This window comes from Bradyrhizobium sp. 21 (assembly GCF_023073335.1).
Taxonomy (GTDB): domain Bacteria; phylum Pseudomonadota; class Alphaproteobacteria; order Rhizobiales; family Xanthobacteraceae; genus Bradyrhizobium.
Genome location: NZ_JADPJG010000035.1, coordinates 366,335 through 383,235, shown reverse-complemented (window position 1 = coordinate 383,235; position 16,901 = coordinate 366,335). Strand labels below are relative to the sequence as shown.

Annotated in this window: 15 protein-coding genes; 9 read left to right on the top strand and 6 right to left on the bottom strand. The window is 64.9% G+C overall.

Going from position 1 to position 16,901, the window contains the following annotated elements:
• The first annotated feature begins 274 nt into the window (after positions 1-274).
• Positions 275-766 carry an iron response transcriptional regulator IrrA gene (gene irrA / locus IVB31_RS30480; RefSeq protein ID WP_276576617.1) on the top strand — a complete coding sequence of 164 codons (492 nt, stop codon included), beginning with the start codon at positions 275-277 and terminating at the stop codon, positions 764-766.
• A gap of 150 nt (positions 767-916) precedes the next feature.
• Here irrA and IVB31_RS30475 read toward each other — a convergent pair whose 3' ends face one another.
• On the bottom strand, positions 917-1,447 hold the full coding sequence (locus tag IVB31_RS30475; protein WP_247331546.1) for an SH3 domain-containing protein: 531 nt from the start codon (positions 1,445-1,447) through the stop codon (positions 917-919).
• A 326-nt stretch (positions 1,448-1,773) separates the two neighbouring features.
• On the opposite strand from IVB31_RS30475, the gene IVB31_RS30470 reads away from it, so the two are divergent.
• Complete coding sequence (locus IVB31_RS30470) at positions 1,774-2,775, top strand: D-glycerate dehydrogenase (RefSeq protein ID WP_247331544.1); 1,002 nt, start codon at positions 1,774-1,776, stop codon at positions 2,773-2,775.
• A 55-nt stretch (positions 2,776-2,830) separates the two neighbouring features.
• Here IVB31_RS30470 and IVB31_RS30465 read toward each other — a convergent pair whose 3' ends face one another.
• Complete coding sequence (locus IVB31_RS30465; RefSeq protein WP_247331542.1) at positions 2,831-3,742, bottom strand: LysR family transcriptional regulator; 912 nt, start codon at positions 3,740-3,742, stop codon at positions 2,831-2,833.
• A 117-nt stretch (positions 3,743-3,859) separates the two neighbouring features.
• Between IVB31_RS30465 and IVB31_RS30460 the strand changes: the two genes are divergently transcribed.
• Entirely contained in the window at positions 3,860-4,867 is a 1,008-nt protein-coding gene (locus IVB31_RS30460; RefSeq protein ID WP_247331539.1) for an aldo/keto reductase, read from the top strand.
• Between the two features lie 9 nt (positions 4,868-4,876).
• Here IVB31_RS30460 and moeB read toward each other — a convergent pair whose 3' ends face one another.
• Positions 4,877-5,680 (bottom strand): molybdopterin-synthase adenylyltransferase MoeB, encoded by an 804-nt coding sequence (gene moeB / locus IVB31_RS30455; RefSeq protein WP_247331537.1) that lies wholly within the window; start codon positions 5,678-5,680, stop codon positions 4,877-4,879.
• A 235-nt stretch (positions 5,681-5,915) separates the two neighbouring features.
• On the opposite strand from moeB, the gene IVB31_RS30450 reads away from it, so the two are divergent.
• Positions 5,916-7,274, top strand: a complete 1,359-nt coding sequence (locus IVB31_RS30450) for a serine protease (RefSeq protein ID WP_247331535.1) — start codon at positions 5,916-5,918, stop codon at positions 7,272-7,274.
• Positions 7,275-7,358: 84 nt separating this feature from the next.
• Here IVB31_RS30450 and IVB31_RS30445 read toward each other — a convergent pair whose 3' ends face one another.
• Positions 7,359-8,456 (bottom strand): PAS domain-containing sensor histidine kinase, encoded by a 1,098-nt coding sequence (locus IVB31_RS30445; RefSeq protein WP_247331533.1) that lies wholly within the window; start codon positions 8,454-8,456, stop codon positions 7,359-7,361.
• Positions 8,457-8,686: 230 nt separating this feature from the next.
• Positions 8,687-10,366, bottom strand: coding sequence for a gamma-glutamyltransferase (gene ggt / locus IVB31_RS30440; RefSeq protein WP_247331531.1), 1,680 nt, complete (start codon positions 10,364-10,366; stop codon positions 8,687-8,689).
• 241 nt (positions 10,367-10,607) lie between these two features.
• Here ggt and IVB31_RS30435 point away from each other — a divergent pair, with 241 nt between their 5' ends.
• Positions 10,608-11,351: a ParA family protein gene (locus IVB31_RS30435; protein WP_247331528.1), complete on the top strand. Its 744-nt coding sequence runs from the start codon at positions 10,608-10,610 to the stop codon at positions 11,349-11,351.
• A 128-nt stretch (positions 11,352-11,479) separates the two neighbouring features.
• Here IVB31_RS30435 and mutM read toward each other — a convergent pair whose 3' ends face one another.
• Positions 11,480-12,361 carry a bifunctional DNA-formamidopyrimidine glycosylase/DNA-(apurinic or apyrimidinic site) lyase gene (gene mutM, locus IVB31_RS30430; protein WP_247331526.1) on the bottom strand — a complete coding sequence of 294 codons (882 nt, stop codon included), beginning with the start codon at positions 12,359-12,361 and terminating at the stop codon, positions 11,480-11,482.
• A gap of 80 nt (positions 12,362-12,441) precedes the next feature.
• Here mutM and ubiE point away from each other — a divergent pair, with 80 nt between their 5' ends.
• The 4 genes from ubiE to dut all read left to right on the top strand — a co-directional run bounded on the left by ubiE (position 12,442) and on the right by dut (position 16,746).
• Complete coding sequence (ubiE, locus tag IVB31_RS30425; RefSeq protein ID WP_247331523.1) at positions 12,442-13,203, top strand: bifunctional demethylmenaquinone methyltransferase/2-methoxy-6-polyprenyl-1,4-benzoquinol methylase UbiE; 762 nt, start codon at positions 12,442-12,444, stop codon at positions 13,201-13,203.
• Positions 13,200-14,774, top strand: coding sequence for a 2-polyprenylphenol 6-hydroxylase (ubiB, locus tag IVB31_RS30420; RefSeq protein ID WP_247331521.1), 1,575 nt, complete (start codon positions 13,200-13,202; stop codon positions 14,772-14,774). Before ubiE ends, ubiB begins: the two co-directional genes overlap by 4 nt.
• 71 nt (positions 14,775-14,845) lie before the next feature.
• Entirely contained in the window at positions 14,846-16,291 is a 1,446-nt protein-coding gene (gene coaBC, locus IVB31_RS30415; RefSeq protein WP_247331518.1) for a bifunctional phosphopantothenoylcysteine decarboxylase/phosphopantothenate--cysteine ligase CoaBC, read from the top strand.
• Positions 16,288-16,746 carry a dUTP diphosphatase gene (gene dut, locus IVB31_RS30410; RefSeq protein ID WP_247331516.1) on the top strand — a complete coding sequence of 153 codons (459 nt, stop codon included), beginning with the start codon at positions 16,288-16,290 and terminating at the stop codon, positions 16,744-16,746. Before coaBC ends, dut begins: the two co-directional genes overlap by 4 nt.
• Positions 16,747-16,901 lie beyond the last annotated feature (155 nt).

Below are 16,901 nucleotides of genomic sequence, written 5' to 3'. Positions count from 1 at the left end.
TGTTGCCATCGCCGGACGAGACTACCGAAAGACCGGGATGGTTTACGGACGGCCCTCAATGCCTGGCTGCGCCAAAATCGGCTAAGCGGAACCGCGCGCTCTCTAACACAGGCCATTTGGGGTAGCAAAGCGCTCTCATGAAGGTAAAATGACGGGGGCCCGGCCCGGTTCCTTACCTGATTAGAACCACTCTAGTTGCGAGAAACTTGCATCTGCATCTATCTCTCCATATATGTTGCAGGATGATAGTTTTCACGCGTAGCCGAAGCTGGAAATGAGCGAAAATAACGCGCCCCGTCACGACGAAGAGGCCCATGCGGCGGCTCTTATGTCCGGCCGTCAGCCGGCTTTGACCGGCTGCCCGTGGCATGACGTCAATGAGATGCTCCAGTCCGCGGGGCTTCGTCCGACGCGTCAGCGCATGGCGCTCGGCTGGCTCCTGTTCGGCAAGGGGGCACGTCACCTCACGGCTGAAATGCTCTACGAGGAAGCGACGCTGGCCAAGGTGCCGGTCTCGCTGGCGACCGTCTACAACACGCTGAACCAGCTCACCGATGCCGGTCTGCTGCGTCAGGTCAGCGTCGACGGCACCAAGACCTATTTCGACACCAACATCACGACCCACCATCACTACTACCTCGAGAACAGCCATGAGCTGGTCGACATCGAGGATCCGCATCTGGCGTTGTCCAAGATGCCGGAGGTGCCCGCGGGTTACGAGATCGCCCGCATCGACATGGTCGTGCGGCTGCGCAAGAAGCGCTAGTTTGTCGTCCCGGCGAAGGCCGGGACCCATACCGCGAGGTTCATCGGTAGGCTCAGGTATCTTTACCGCGGGACGACTGGACAACGACCAGTCTTCGCCAAACACCTGCCTGTGGTTATGGATCCCGGCCTTCGCCGGGACGACCCCCAGTCAGTTCACCTGCTCGTCCGAGTAGACGCCCCACAGACGCTCCTGCTGGATCCAGCCGTCAAAGCCGTTGCCGAGGACGTGGCACCAGTTTGCGGTGCACTTCTTCACCTGTGTGACGACGCCGGCCTGGAGCCTGGCTGCAACCGCGCTGTCGGGATCGGCGCGATCGTAGATCGGCGCGAGGTCGTCCTTGTGCTTCATGGTGACGACAGCGGTACGGCGGCCCGACAGCAGCGAGTGATAGACCCAGCCCTCTGCGCCCTCGGAATCGCGCACCCGGCGCCAGTTCTCGAACTCGGCGGTGATTTCGACCGGCAGGCCGGAGCGGGTGTAGACCCAGGCGACGTCGTTGTCCTTGGTCGGGCCTGCGCGGACGTTGACGTGATCCGATTTGAGGCTGACGTAGCGCGGCACCGGCAGGCCGCTGGCGGTCTGGGGAGTGTTGTCCTTCGCCGAATGACCGGGGCTGACCGAGGCGCTCAACCAGATGCTAACCAGCGCCATCACCAAACAAAACCGCCCCAACGCCATCAACCCGTCTCCTGTCGAGGACCCGGCCAAGCCGGATCCCCACCCCAAATTCCAAAATCCTGCCGCGGTCGCCCCCTTCCCGCCCCACGCGGGTGTTCCCTAGCCCCTTGCCCGTGGTTCTTGTCTTGGCCCGGCCTTCTGATAGAGAGGACGGACGCTTGAACAACCAGTTTGCCCCGATTTTCCGGGTGGAAATGTCGGGAGAGCTTGAAGGAAACGCCGGGGACGACACGGCAAAAGGCAGTGTCGAACAACCGGGTTAATGAGGCCTCAACGGCCGGCCTTTGGCGACAGAGGCGGCCTGCGACGCCTCATGAGGGCAGGACATGTCGGTGAAGAAAAAGCCCCTCGTCGTGGTGACGCGCAAGCTTCCGGACTCGATCGAGACCCGGATGCGCGAGCTGTTCGACGCGCGGATCAATCTCGACGACACGCCGATGTCGGCCGAGCAGATCGCGGAAGCCGCGCGCACCGCCGACATCCTGGTTCCGACCGTCACCGATCACATCTCGGCCGACATCGTCAACCAGCCCGACTGCAAGCTGAAACTGATCGCCAATTTCGGCAACGGCGTCGACAATATCGACGTCGAGGCCGCGCATGCCCGCGGCATCACCGTCACCAACACGCCGAAGGTTTTGACTGAAGACACCGCCGACATGACCATGGCGCTGATCCTCGCCGTGCCCAGGCGGATGATCGAAGGCGCCTCGATCCTGACGGAAGGAAAACCCTGGCCCGGCTGGTCGCCGACCTGGATGCTCGGCCACCGCATCGGCGGAAAGCGCCTCGGCATCATCGGCATGGGCCGCATCGGCCAGGCGGTCGCGCGCCGCGCCCGCGCTTTCGGCCTGCAGATCCACTATCACAACCGCCGGCCCGTGGCGCCGAAGATCGCCGAGGAGCTGGGCGCGACCTATTGGGAAAGCCTCGACCAGATGCTGGCGCGGATGGACATCATCTCGGTGAATTGTCCGCACACGCCCGCGACCTACCATCTGCTGTCGGCGCGCCGGCTGAAGCTGATCCGCAAGGACGCCTACATCGTCAACACCGCACGCGGCGAGGTCACCGACGAGGATACGCTGATCAAGCTGATCGAAGGCGGCGAGATCGGCGGCGCCGGCCTCGACGTCTACGAGCACGAGCCCGCGGTGAACCCGAAACTGGTGCGGCTCGCCAAGGCCGGCAAGGTGACGCTGCTGCCGCATATGGGCTCGGCCACCATCGAAGGCCGCGTCGAGATGGGCGAGAAGGTGATCATCAACATCCGCACCTTCCTCGACGCCCACAAGCCGCCGGATCGCGTGCTGCCGAGCATGCTCTGAAGGGGTTAGTGTTTGAGCGTGATCTTGTCGGAAAACCCCTGCACACTTTTCCGGATCATGCTCTAGGCGTCTCGCGCTTGCGCCAATCCCCGAGGAAATCGATGAACGCGCGCAGCGCGGGCGGCGTCTGGCGCCGGCTTGGATAATACAGGAACGGGCCCGGAAACGGTTCGCACCAATCCTCCATCAAGCTGACCAGCGTGCCGGACTTCACGGCTTCTCCGACATAGCCATCGAGACTTGCCCAGATGCCCGCGCCGGCGAGCGCGGCGTGCATGGCAAGGTTCATATTGGTCGAGATCAGTTTTGCGGGCGGATCGACTTTCACGATCTGGCCAGCTTTCTCGAATTCCCAATCGTGCATGACGCCGCTCGAGTAGCGGGCGCGAATGCAATCATGGTCGAGCAGGTCCTTCGGGTGTTTCGGCTTGCCGCGGCGCGCGACGTAGTCGGGCGAGGCGACGACGACATAGCTCTGCGGGCCGCTCAGCGGGATTGCCACCATGTCCTGCGCGAGATGCTCGCCGTAACGCACGCCGGCATCGTAGCCCGCGCTGACAATGTCGACGAACCCGCTTTCGGAGACGATATCGAGATCGACCTGCGGGTACGCCGCGAGGAACGGTCCGACCATCGGCGCCAGCACGAGGTCGACCGCCGGCGGCGGCGCGTTGATGCGCAGGCGGCCCGAGGCCACCTCGCGCAGGCCGCGGACCTGATCCAGGGCGTCGCCGACATCGCGCAAGGCCGGAGCGACGCGCGACAGCAGCAGTTCGCCCGCCTCGGTCAGGGCGACGCTGCGGGTGGTGCGGTTCATCAGGCGGACGCCGAGGCGCTCCTCCAGGTCCCGCAGCCGCTGGCTAAGGCTCGACACCGACACGCGAATTTCGACCGCCGCACGCCGGAAATTGCGGGTACGGGCAACCGCTACGAAGATGTCGAGATCGCGCAAATCGGGGTCGGCCATTGTTCGCTAATGTGAACAAGCTATTCTGGATTGTCCAGCTTATCGGCGTAATCGATTAGGCGCATATCCCCCTCGTCACGCGGCGCAATCAGCTGCCGCCTCTCGAGGAGAGCCATCATGGAACAGCGCAAACTCGGTTCAACCGGTCCGACCGTCTCCGCCCTCGGTCTCGGCTGCATGGGCATGTCCGAAGTCTATGGGCCCGCCGATCGCGACGAGAGCATCGCCACGATCCACGCGGCGCTCGATGCCGGCATCACCCTGGTCGACACCGGCGATTTCTACGCCATGGGCCACAATGAAATGCTGGTCCGCGAGGCGCTGAAGGAAGTCCCGCGCGAACAAGTGCAGATCAGCGTCAAGTACGGCGCGCTGCGCGGCCCGGCCGGCGACTTCGTCGGGATCGATTCGCGGCCGGCCGCGACGAGGAACTTCCTGGCCTATTCGCTGCAGCGACTCGGCACCGACTATATCGACGTCTATCGTCCCGCGCGTCTTGATCCCAACGTTCCGATCGAGGAGACGATCGGCGGCCTCGCCGATCTCGTGAAGGCGGGCTACATCAAACATATCGGCCTGTCCGAGGTCGGCTCCGACACCATCCGCCGCGCGCACGCCGTGCATCCGATCGCCGATCTCCAGATCGAATATTCGCTGATCGAGCGCGGCATCGAACGCGACATTCTCAAGACCTGCCGCGAGCTAGGCATCGGCATCACCGCTTACGGCGTGCTGGCGCGCGGCCTGATCAGCGGCCATTGGTCGAAGGATAGCGGCAAGGCCAGCCGCGACTACCGGCTGATGACGCCGCGCTTCCAGGGATCGAACCTCGACGCCAATCTCGCGCTGGTGGAGCAACTGCGCGCCATCGCCGCCGAGATCGGCGCGACGCCGGCGCAGGTCGCAATCGCCTGGGTGGCGGCGCAAGGTAAGGGGATCGTGCCGCTGGTCGGCGCGCGCACCCGCAACCGTCTCACGGAAGCGCTCGGCGCGACGAAAGTGACGCTGACACAGGTTCATCTCGCTGCACTGGCAAAAGCCTTCCCGCCCGATGTCGCCGCCGGCACGCGCTACGCGGCCGAGCAGATGGCGCACCTCGACAGCGAGAAGCCGGCCACGACGTAGCGGCTGCGATCAGGCGCGATGGGTGCTGAGGTCGGTGATCACAGGCCCATCGCCGTTGAGCGGATTGGCGGGATCGCGCGCGTAGCGCAGCGTCTCGAAGCGCATCGCGCGCGCGTCGATCATCAGGAGGCGGCCGACCAGGCCGTCGCCAAAGCCGACGATCTCGCGGATCGCCTCCAGCGCCATCATCGACCCCATCACGCCCGCAAGCGCACCCATGACGCCGGCCTCCGCGCAGGCGGGCACGGTGCCGGGCGGCGGCGCTTCCGGAAACAGGCAGCGATAGGTCGGATTGAACACGCCGTCCTCGTTCTTCTCATGCGCGCGGATAGTGGTCAGCGAGCCATCGAAGGTTCCGAGCGCGGCGGTGATCAGCGGCCGCTTCGCGAAGAAGCAGGCGTCCGAGACCAGATAACGCGTCGAGAAATTGTCGGAGCCGTCGAGCACGAGATCGTAGTCGCCAATCAGGCTGAGCGCATTGTCGGCGTTGAGCCAGGTGGCGTGGCCGACGAAGCGGACATGGGGATTGAGCGCGGAGATCCGCTCGGCGGCGCTCTCGACCTTGTGGCGGCCGATATCGGGCGTGGTGTGAATGACCTGGCGCTGGAGGTTGGACAGCGACACCACATCGTCATCGACCACGCCGAGCGTGCCGATGCCGGCGGCAGCCAGATACATCAAAGCGGGCGCACCCAACCCGCCGGCGCCGATCACCAGCGCGGAGGCCCGCTTCAGCGCAGCCTGGCCGGGACCACCGACATCGCGCAGCACGATATGGCGGGCATAACGTTCGAGTTCGTCCGGGCTCAGCATCGTCTTCCGCCTCTCCTACCAAGCCCTCGCTCGCAACCCCCATGGTGAGGAGCGCGGAACGCGCGTCTCGAACCATGCAGGCCCGGATCTCGCCCGTGGCCATCATTCGAGGCCACTCCTCAGGATAAGGACCTGGGTGCGTGGCTTAGCCACCACCTGAACCACCCCAACATTGTTCGCGACCAACGAGATGTGCTTCAATGGCATTGCGTTCAATGGGCTGGCTGGATTTGTCATGAGATCGATGCTTGCGGCAACACTGATGTTTGCGTCTGCCACAGGCGCGAACGCCCAGATAACGACGCCACAAATCCCCGGCACCAAGCCGAAGGTCGTCCAGACCGTTCCGATCAAGCCGCCCGCCGTCCAGACACCGTCGGAGACGGCGGACGGCATGACGCAAGGAGAGCGGCTGTCGCTGCAATCCGACCTCGCCTGGGTCGGCCAATATAACGGCGCGATCACCGGCGACGTCAGCACGCGGATGGTCGAGGCCATCAAGGAATACCAGAAGCTCAAGGGCAGCAAGCCGACCGGCGTGCTCAATCCGCAGGAGCGCGCCGCGCTCGCCGAGACCGCGCGCCGGAAGCAGGAGAATGTCGGCTGGAAGATCGTGACGGAGCCGACCAGCGGCGCCCGGCTCGGCATCCCCGGCAAGCTGGTGCCGCAGCAGGCGGCCGATGCCAACGGTTCGAAATGGACCTCGCCCACCGGAACGGTGCAGGTGCTGCTCAACCGCCGCAAGGAGGCGAACCCGACCACCGCAAAGCTGGCCGACGCGGAGAAGAAGGAGCCGGGTCGCAAGATCGACTACACCGTGGTGAAGCCTGATTTCTTCGTGCTGTCCGGATTACAGGGCCTGAAGAAATTCTATGTGCGCGGCACTTTCAAAGGGGACGAAGTCCGCATCCTGACGATCCTCTACGACCAGGCCACCGAGAACACGGTCGAGCCGGTCGTGATCGCGATGTCGAGCGCCTTCAATGCATTCCCGTCAGGGCCGCAAGCCGGGCCGCCGCCACGCAAGACGGTTGAGTACGGCACCGGCATCGTCGTCAGCGACGATGGTGCGATTGTCACCGACCGTCTCGTCACCGATAGCTGCATCGCGATCAGCATCGCCGGCTACGGCAGCGCCGACCGTCTCGCCGAGGACAAGGAGCACGATCTCGCGCTGCTGCACATCTACGGCGCGCGCGGCCTGAAGCCGCTCAGCCTGGCCGGCGGTATGGCGAAGACGAGCGTCGATGTCGTCGGTATTGCGGATCCCCAGAGCCAGGGCGGCGCGGCTGGCGTGTCGAGCCTCAAGGGCGCGCTGGCGCCGGTCACGAGCAGCGATTCCGCGCTGTCGCCTCCACCGGCGGTCGGATTCTCCGGCAGCCCGGCCATCGATGGCGACGGCAAGTTCGCCGGAGTCGCGCTGCTGAAGCCGGCGATGGTCGCGGGTCCCGCGACGTCGGTGCCGGTATCGCAGGCGGTGATGGTCTCGGCGGAGACGGTGCGCGATTTCCTGAAGGCGAATGGCGTTGCCGCGAATGGTAGCTCAACGGATGCAAAAGCCGCCGTCGTGCGCGTGATCTGCGTCAGGAAGTAGGACGAGCCACAACCACCGTTCCCTTGTGTCCCGGATGCGGTGCGGCAGAAATGCGTCCCGTTGAGCCACACCGCTTGCAAGGTCTCACGTGCTTTTGGGCGAAGGTCCGAGATTTTCGAGGGGCGCCGTCAGACGGCATGTAAGCCCGGCCGAGCCATACGAAACGTCAACAGAACCGCTGAAATCGTCTTCCAGCACCCGGGAAATAAGCCTCGAGCCAAAACCTGCGCCGACCGGTTCCGACACGGACGGACCACCGCTCTCCTGCCAGACGAAAGCGAATTTCGACTCACCATCCTGTTTCTCGACCGTCCAAGTGATGGATACGCGGCCTCCTGCGACAGTCAGAGCGCCGTACTTCATCGCGTTGGTCGCAAGCTCATGGAGCGCCAAGGACAGAGCAAGCGCTTGTCGAGATTTCACGACAAGTGTCGGCCCCGAGACCATGAAGCGGCCTTCGCCCGTCTGGTAAGGTGCAAGAGCAGTGCGGATCACATCGTGGAGCGGCGCGGCCGCCCAGTTTGACGCGGTCAGCAGGTCCTGCGCTCGTCCAAAGGCGCCAAGCCGCGCCTGATATTTCTCGAGACCGGCCCTGCTCGTCGGGTCCCGAAACGTCTGGGCGGCTACCGCGCTCAGCACTGCAAGCGTATTTTTGACACGGTGCTTCAGCTCTTCGTTGATGAGGTTCAGCGCTTCCCTTGCCATATGCTCGGACGTGACATCCCTGCAGACGACAAGCACGCCGCCCACCTCCCCTTCAAGATCAATGGGGCCAAAGCTGTACGTCCACCAAACGTCTTCGCGACGACCGTGACGCGTCACCGGTACAAGCTGGTCCTCGTGCCAGGTCGCCCCCTTGCCTGACATGACGCACTCGATCTGGGGACCAATGATGTCCCAGATCTCAGCCCAACACTCACTGCCGCGTGCCCCCAGAGCGCTTGGGTGCCTTTCAGGCCCCATCGTCTCGCAGTACGCATCGTTGTAGAACTGGATGAGTTCCGGCCCCCACCAGATGAACATCGGGTGCCGCGTGGTCAGAACGAGCCGCACCGTCACGCGAAGACTTTGGGGCCAAGTTTCCGGAGAGCCCAGCGAAGTGCTCGACCAGTCGAACGCTCGCGTCAACGCGCCCAACTCGCCTCCGCCAGCCAGGAAGTCACTGCCAATGTCCCTGCTCATACGCATAACCCTGCTGAGACGGTGCTCGATCCGCCCGCCAGCGTTTCGCGACGTACATCGCCGGGCTCGTGTCGTCATCCGCAGCGGATCGGGCGGAGTGTACAACATCGGCCTCGCACCCGGCAGACGCAATTGGTCGAAGAATGCCAATTCAGGGTCGCGACATCCGCCGCAATCGGACGACGTCCGGTGGCCCCGCTGCGAGCGCAGCGTTCTCGTGAATGCTTCGGTTAGCCCAACCTGAACCTGATCCCGCTCTTCGCGAGCCCGCCCGAAATCCCGACTGGCGTCCCGTCCGCGCGCCAGCAGGCGGCGCCGATCATGGTGCCGTCGTCATGGAAGGCGATGCCATTCATGCCGCCGGCGACCGTCGCGACGGGTTGAACCTTGTGGCCGAGCGCCACGAGGTTTGCCCGCACGTTCTCCGGCACCTTCTGCTCGACCTCAAGCGCATTGCCTTCGGTCCAGACCCGCGGCGCCTCGACGGCTTCCTGCAGGCTCATGCCGTGGTCGATCAGATTGACCAGCGCCTGCATCGCGCTCGGGAAGATGCGCTTGCCACCGGGCAGGCCGAGCGCATAGCGCAGCTTGCCGTCGCGGAGCGCCATCATCGGCGACATCGAGGTGGTGACGCGCTTGCCCGGCGCCACCGACAACGCGTGGCCGGGACGCGGATCGAACAGGTTCATGTAGTTGTTGGCGATGGCGCCCAGGCCCGGGATCATGATCTTGGCGCCGAACAGATTGTTGATGGTCTGTGTGGTCGCGACCACGTTGCCGAAGGCATCTGCCGCCGTCATGTGCGTGGTGTGTGCGCCTTCGAGCGGCGACACGCCGGCGCCCCAGGCCTGCGCCCGCGCCGGATCGATCGCGCGGCGGCGCTCTTCGGCGTAGACTTTCGACGTCAGCCGCTCCACGGGCACGCCGACATAATCGGGATCACCGCTGGCCGCGGCGCGATCGGCGAAGGCGATCTTCAGGACTTCGGCGAGGTAGTGGATGGTCTCGGCCGTGCCGAAGCCAAGGCCGCCGATATCGTAACCCTCCAAAATGTTCAGCATCTGCGCGATATGCACGCCCGAAGCCGCGGGCGGTGGCGGGCCGAAGATGGTCCAGCCGCGATAGTCGGCGCGGATCGGCTGGCGCTCGACGGTCTTGTAAGCCGTGAGATCGCTGCGGCGAATATAGCCGCCGGCCCTTTCCATGTAGTCGACGAGGATGTCGCCGAGCGGCCCCTCGTAGAGCGCGGTCTCGCCATGATCAGCAATGTAACGGAGCGTCTCGGCATATTCGGCCTGCACCACGCGCGCGCCGACCTTCAGCGGCTCGCCATCAGGCAGATAGATCGCAGCGATCGGCTTGTCCTTGCGCATTTCGGCAGCGCTTTCGCTGATGCATTCATGCAAATACGGCGTCGCCGCATAGCCGCGCGCGGCGTGCTTGATCGCGGGCTGCATGACATCGGCGAGCGGCATGGTGCCGAACCGGCGCAACGTCTCGCACCAGGCCTTCAGCGAGCCCGGTGTGGCCACCGCCTTCGCCCCGTTGAGGTTCTCGTTGCCGACGGTGTCGAACACGTCATGGGCCGCGCCCGGCTTGGACGTGTAGGTGGTGCCGCGTACCGCCGCGGGCACGGTGCTCTGGCCGTCGATGAAGCGATGGCTGCCGTCGGCCAGGCGAATATGCGCCATGCCGCCGCCGATGATGCCGACCATCATCGGCTCGACCACGGTCAGCGTGAACAGGGTCGCAATCGCGGCGTCGATGGCGTTGCCGCCGGCCGCCAGCATCTCGGCGCCAGCGCTGGACGCCAGCGGATGGTTGCTGACCACCATGCCGCGGCTGGAGACCGCCGGCATCTTCTGGCATTCGAAGGTCGTTGCCGTTCGGTCGCGCCAATTTCCGCTCATGCCGCTGTCCCTTTTATTCACGGCGGCGAGCACATCATACGCGCTATTACGGGTCCAGTAGTGGTACGGATTAGCTGGCATTCGCGATTCTGCCATCATCCTTACCGTTGATTCGGACATCCGCGGTCCCCTTTGGATCGGGCAGGGCACGTCCTGAGCGAGAAGAGCTCAGCATCCTCATTGATGCACGTTCGCGTGGCGTTACCCCTAGACCCAGCCACTCCAAAGGATTCATCTTCCAATGCACACGATCGTACTGGCCACCCAAAAGGGCGGCAGCGGCAAGAGCACGCTCGCCATCGGCCTCGCTCTGGCAGCGAAGCAGGCCGGCTTCACCGTCCGCCTGATCGAGACCGACCCGCAGGGCACCCTGTCCAACTGGCAGCGCCGCCGCAACAGCGACGATCTCGTCGTCGAGCCGATCTATCACGCCGCCGACATCGAGCCGCGGCTGAAGATGCTGGCCGACAGTGGCCTCCAGCTCGCGATCGTCGACACCGCGGCCGGCCTCAGCGCCGCGACCACGGCCGCAATTCGCCATTCCGACCTCTGCCTGATCCCGGCGCGCCCGAGCGTCGCCGACATCGAGGCCACCATTTCGACGCTCAGCGTCGCGCGCGCCTGGAAGCGTCCCTACAGCTTCGTGCTGAACCAGACGCCGATCCGCGGCCAGCGCATCGACAACGCGGCCAACGCGCTCGCCGAGGAAGCAGCCCTCGATCTCTCCGACGTGCTCGCGCGTCCCCTGATCGTGATGCGCAACGATCATCAGGACTCGCTTGCGAGCGGCCTTGCGGTGAGCGAATTCGCGCCGAACGGCAAATCGGCCGACGAGATCCGCGGCCTCTGGCGCTGGATCGAGACCCGGCTCGAGCTCGCCGCCACGACCAATGTTCTGATCGACCAGGTCATCTCGGCCGCGGACGGAATGTTGCACGCCGCCACCGAGCTTGCGGCCGACGAGACCACGACACTGGCGTCCTGAGCGGGGCGATCGCTCAGACGTCAGCCGGGCTCCTCGCCATCCGGCAAGAGCCCCAGCGACGAAGCAATCCGGCCACCAGCCCGGCCGGATTGCTTCGCTTCGCGTTGTTCAAGCTTGGACTTTCGCGCTCACTTCTGACATTTCGAACACCAGAAGGTCGACCGGCCATTCTGCGTGAAGCGTTTCACGATGCCGCCGCAGCGCGGCGTCTTGCAGATCTCGTCTTCGCGGTCGTAGACCTTGAACGAATGCTGGAAATAGCCGAGCTCGCCCGAGGTCTGGCGATGGTCGCGCAGTGACGATCCGCCGGCCTTGATGGCATCGTTCAGCACGGTGTGGATCGCACCTACTAGTCTCTTTGCATGATCGGTCGGCTCGTCCTTTTTCGTGGCGAGCGTCGCAGCGATCCGCCGAGGCGACAGATGCGACCGATGCAACGCTTCGCAGACATAGATGTTGCCAAGTCCCGCGACCACACGCTGGTCGAGTAGCGCAGCTTTCAAATTCGTCTTCTTGCCCGCGCAGGCCCGCGCCAGCATCGCCGCATCGAATTCATTGCCGAGCGGCTCGGGACCGAGCCCCCGCAGCAACGGCTCCTCGTCGAGCGCACTACGCGCGATCACTTTCATGTAACCGAAGCGGCGCGGATCGTTGAACACGATGTCTGCACCCGAGGACATCCGAAACAGCACGTGATCGTGCGTGGAATCCTTGGCCCGCGGATAGTGAAACTCGCCAGGCTGAACGTCGTTGTCCGGCTTGATGACGCGAAACGAGCCCGACATGCCCAGATGCATCAGCAGCACGTCACCGGAGGCGAGATCGGCCATGAGATATTTTGCACGGCGGCCGAGCCCGGTGACGATCTGTCCCTGCAGCCGGGCCACGAAATCCGGCTGGAAGGGAAAGCGCAAATCGGGCCTGCGGGCCTCCGCAACCAGGATTTTCGCACCCTCCATGACCGGCTGAAGGCCGCGGCGGACGGTCTCGACTTCGGGCAATTCGGGCATGGTCAGGCATTCACCTTATCAGGGCGGTGTGATAGCGCCATTGCGGCGGGCGCGCTATGGTCGCCTCGTGGAGTAGAGTAATGGATCGGCCGGGCGAAACCACGCATTTTGGCTTCAGGGACGTCCCCCTGGGGGACAAGCAGACGCTGGTGAACGATGTATTTCACAGCGTGGCGTCGCGCTATGACTTGATGAACGATTTGATGTCCGGAGGCCTGCACCGGGTCTGGAAGGACATCATGATCACCGCGCTCGACCCGCCCAAGGGGGAGCGGCCGTTCGCGCTGCTCGACGTTGCCGGCGGCACCGGCGACATCTCGTTCCGTGCGGCCAAGGCGGCGGGCTCCGGCTTCCATGCCACCGTCTGCGACATCAATTCCGGCATGCTCGAGGTAGGCCGAGAGCGCGCCGCCAAGCGCCATCTCGAAACCCAGGTCGATTTCGTCGAGGGCAATGCCGAAGCGCTCGCCTTTGCCGACAGAAGCTTCGACGCCTATACGATCGCTTTCGGTATTCGCAATGTGCCTCGCATCGATCTGGCGCTGCATGAGGCCTATCGCGTGCTGAAGCCCGGCAGCCGTTTCCTGTGCCTGGAATTCTCCACTGTCGAGATGCCCGGCCTCGATCGGCTCTATGACCTGTTCTCGTTCAAGGTGATCCCGCCGCTTGGCCGCATGATCACCGACGACGCCGAGTCCTACCAATATCTCGTCGAATCGATTCGGAAGTTTCCGAAACCCAACGCCTTCGCTGACATGATCCGCGACGCCGGCTTCGCCCGCGTGAACTGGCAGACATTGTCCGGCGGCATCGTGGCACTGCATTCGGGCTGGCGTTTGTGATCTCTGCGTTCACCCACATTGCGCGCCTGATCCGCGCCGCGCTCGTGTTTGCGCGCGAGGGCGTGTTCGGCGCGGTCGATCCGAGCCTGGTGCCGCCGCCGGGACAACTTGCGTTGAAGCTTGCGCGCATCGTCGAGCGGCGCGGTCCGAAGCACGGCCCGCGGCTGTCGCGCGCGCTGACCCGGATGGGCCCCGCCTATCTCAAGCTCGGACAATTTTTGGCGACCCGCCCCGACGTCGTCGGCGTCGTCATGGCGCGCGACCTCGAAAGCCTCCAGGACCGCCTGCCGCCATTCTCGCAAACCGAGGCGGAAGCAGTGATCGCGACCTCGCTGGAACGGCCGCTGACGGATGTGTTCGCGAGCCTCGGGCCTCCGGTCGCGGCCGCCTCGATCGCGCAGGTGCATCGCGCGGAAGTCGTGCGCGACGGCATCCGCAAGGCAGTCGCCGTGAAGGTGCTGCGACCCAACGTGGCCGCGCGTTTCCGCCGCGACCTCTCCGATTTCTTCTTCGTCGCGCACAAGGCCGAGGCCCATTCTTCCGAGGCGCGGCGGCTCCGCCTCGTCGAGGTCATCAACACCATGTCACGCTCGGTCGCGATGGAGATGGATCTCCGGCTCGAGGCCGCCGCGATGTCGGAGATGGCGGAGAACACGCGCGACGATCCTGATTTCCGCGTGCCGACCGTCGATTGGGATCGCACCACCCACAATGTGCTGACGATGGAGTGGATCGACGGCATCGCGCTGAACGACCACAAGCGCCTGGCGGAGTCACAGGTCGATTTGCCCGACCTTGGCCGCAAGGTGATCCAGAGTTTTCTGCGCCATGCACTGCGCGACGGCTTCTTCCACGCCGACATGCATCCGGGCAATCTGTTCCTCGACGACGCCGGTCGTCTCGTCGCGGTCGATTTCGGCATCATGGGCCGGCTCGGGATGAAGGAGCGGCGCTTCCTCGCCGAAATCCTGCTCGGCTTCATCACCCGCGATTATCGCCGCGTCGCCGAGGTGCATTTCGAGGCGGGCTATGTGCCTGCGCACCACTCGGTCGAGAATTTCGCGCAAGCCATCCGCGCCATCGGCGAGCCGATCCACAACCGCACGGCCGAAGAAATCTCGATGGCGCGGCTGCTGACGCTGCTGCTCGAGGTCACCGGCCTGTTCGACATGACGACGCGGCCCGAGCTGATCCTGCTGCAGAAGACCATGGTGGTGGTCGAGGGCGTGGCGCGCGCCTTCGATCCCAGGCTCGACATCTGGAAGGTTGCCGACCCCGTGGTGCGCGAATGGATCGAGCGCAACCTCGGGCCGATCGGCCGGGTTCAGGGCGCGATTTCCGGCGGCGGCGATCTCGCGCGCGTGCTGATGCGCCTGCCCGACATCGCGCAGCGCTCGGTCGCGGTGCTCGAACAGCTCGAGACCATGACCCGTGAGGGCATCCGGCTGTCGCCCGAGAGCATCGCGGCAATGGGCCGCAGCGAGGGCCGCAAGAACCGTTGGCGCACCGTCGCGCTCTGGATCATCGCCGCGACCTTCATCGGTATCCTGATCGCCGTCCGGAATCTTTGACTGCTAAAGACTTGATTGCACTGCAATCATACGAGTGATAGCATCGCTATCATTTCGTGCTGGAGGGCGTCGTGGCAAGCCTGACCATCCGCAAGCTCGACGAGGGCGTCAAAACCTATCTGCGCCTCCGCTCTGCCAAGAACCGCAGATCGGTCGAGGAAGAGGTCCGGGTCATCCTGGGCGAGCTGATCGAGGGCCGTGAGGAGCCGCTGACGCCGTTCGCGGTTCCGTCGTCGGCGCCCATAGCCCAGCGCAGCGGCGCCCTGCCCGAGGCCGGCGTGACCCTGATCATCGGCGGCGGGATCGCGGCCTACAAGTCGTTGGATCTGATCCGAAGGCTCAAGGAGCGCCGCATCGAGGTCCGCTGCGTGCTGACCAAGGCGGCGCAGCAATTCGTCACGCCGCTGGCGGTGAGCGCACTCTCGCATGAGCGCGTCTACAGCGACCTGTTCGATCCCCAGAGCGAGTTCGACGCCGGCCATATCCGCCTGGCGCGCGAATGCGACCTGATCGTGGTGGCCCCCGCCACCGCCGATCTGATGGCCAAGATGGCCAATGGCCACGCCGACGACCTCGCCAGCGCCATCCTGCTCGCGACCAATCGCAAGGTGCTGCTGGCGCCGGCGATGAACCCGCTGATGTGGAACAACGCGGCGACGCGGCGCAATGTCGCGCAGCTTCAGCGCGACGGCATGGTGCTGATCGGACCAAATTCCGGCGAGATGGCCGAGGCGGGCGAAGCCGGTGTCGGCCGCATGTCGGAAGCCATCGAGATCGCCACCGCCGCCGAACGCTTGCTGCGGCCGCCGGTGCCGCGCCCGCTCGCCGGCAAGCGCGTGCTGATCACCGCAGGTCCCACCCACGAGCCGATCGATCCGGTGCGCTACATCGCCAACCGATCCTCCGGCAAGCAGGGCTTTGCCATCGCTGCCGCCGCACAGGCCGCAGGCGCCGAGGTGATTTTGGTCAGCGGCCCGGTCGATCTGAGCGATCCCCCGGGCGTGACGGTGAAGCATGTGGAATCGGCCCGGCAGATGCTGGAGCAGGTGCAGGCGGCGCTTCCCGCCGATATCGCGATCTTCGCCGCGGCGGTCGCCGACTGGCGCGTCGCCAATGAAGGCGTGCAGAAGCTGAAGAAGACCTCGGCCGGCATGCCGCCGCTCCAGCTGGTCGAGAACCCGGACATCCTCGCGACGATCTCCAAACTGACCGACCAGCGCCCGCCACTGGTCATCGGCTTTGCCGCCGAGACCGAGCACCTCATCGACAACGCCAAATCAAAGCTTGCCCGCAAGGGCTGCGACTGGATCGTCGCCAACGACGTCTCGCCCGCCACCGGCGTGATGGGCGGGGACCGCAACACCGTGCACCTGATAAGCCGCAAGGATAACGAGATCGAGGTTGATTCCTGGCCAGCGATGACCAAGGAACAGGTCGCCATCGAACTGGTCGCGCATGTCGCTAGAAGCGTGACCGACAAATCCTTGAACGACAAAGCCCCGGAGCCCGCATCTTGAGCACGAACGTCACGGTCGAACTGCAGCGCCTGCCCCATGCGGAGAGCCTGCCGCTGCCGGCCTATCAGACCAGTGATGCCGCCGGTCTCGACCTGATGGCCGCGGTCGCCGAGAACGAGCCGCTGACGCTCGTCCCCGGCCAATATGCGCTGGTGCCGACGGGCCTCGCGATCGCGCTGCCGCCCGGGTACGAGGCCCAGGTGCGGCCGCGCTCGGGGCTTGCCGCCAAGCACGGCGTCACCGTGCTGAACTCGCCGGGCACGATAGACGCGGACTATCGCGGCGAGATCAAGGTGATCCTGATCAATCACGGCCAGGCCGCCTTCGTGATCCAGCGCGGCGAGCGCATCGCGCAGATGGTGATCGCGCCCATGGTGCAGGCCACGCTGATTCCCGTGGCCACATTGTCGGCGACCGACCGCGGTGCCGGCGGATTCGGCTCGACCGGCCGCTAACGCTCGGCATATCCCGCCGAATCATCCCGAACAACTACGTGAGTTGGAACACTCGGCCCGGCATTTTTTTGGGGTCGCCTTTGCGTTCACGATCTGGACTCTTACCGGTGGAGTCGCGGTGAGGGTATTGTCGTTTGATTCGCACGCGACGGGGG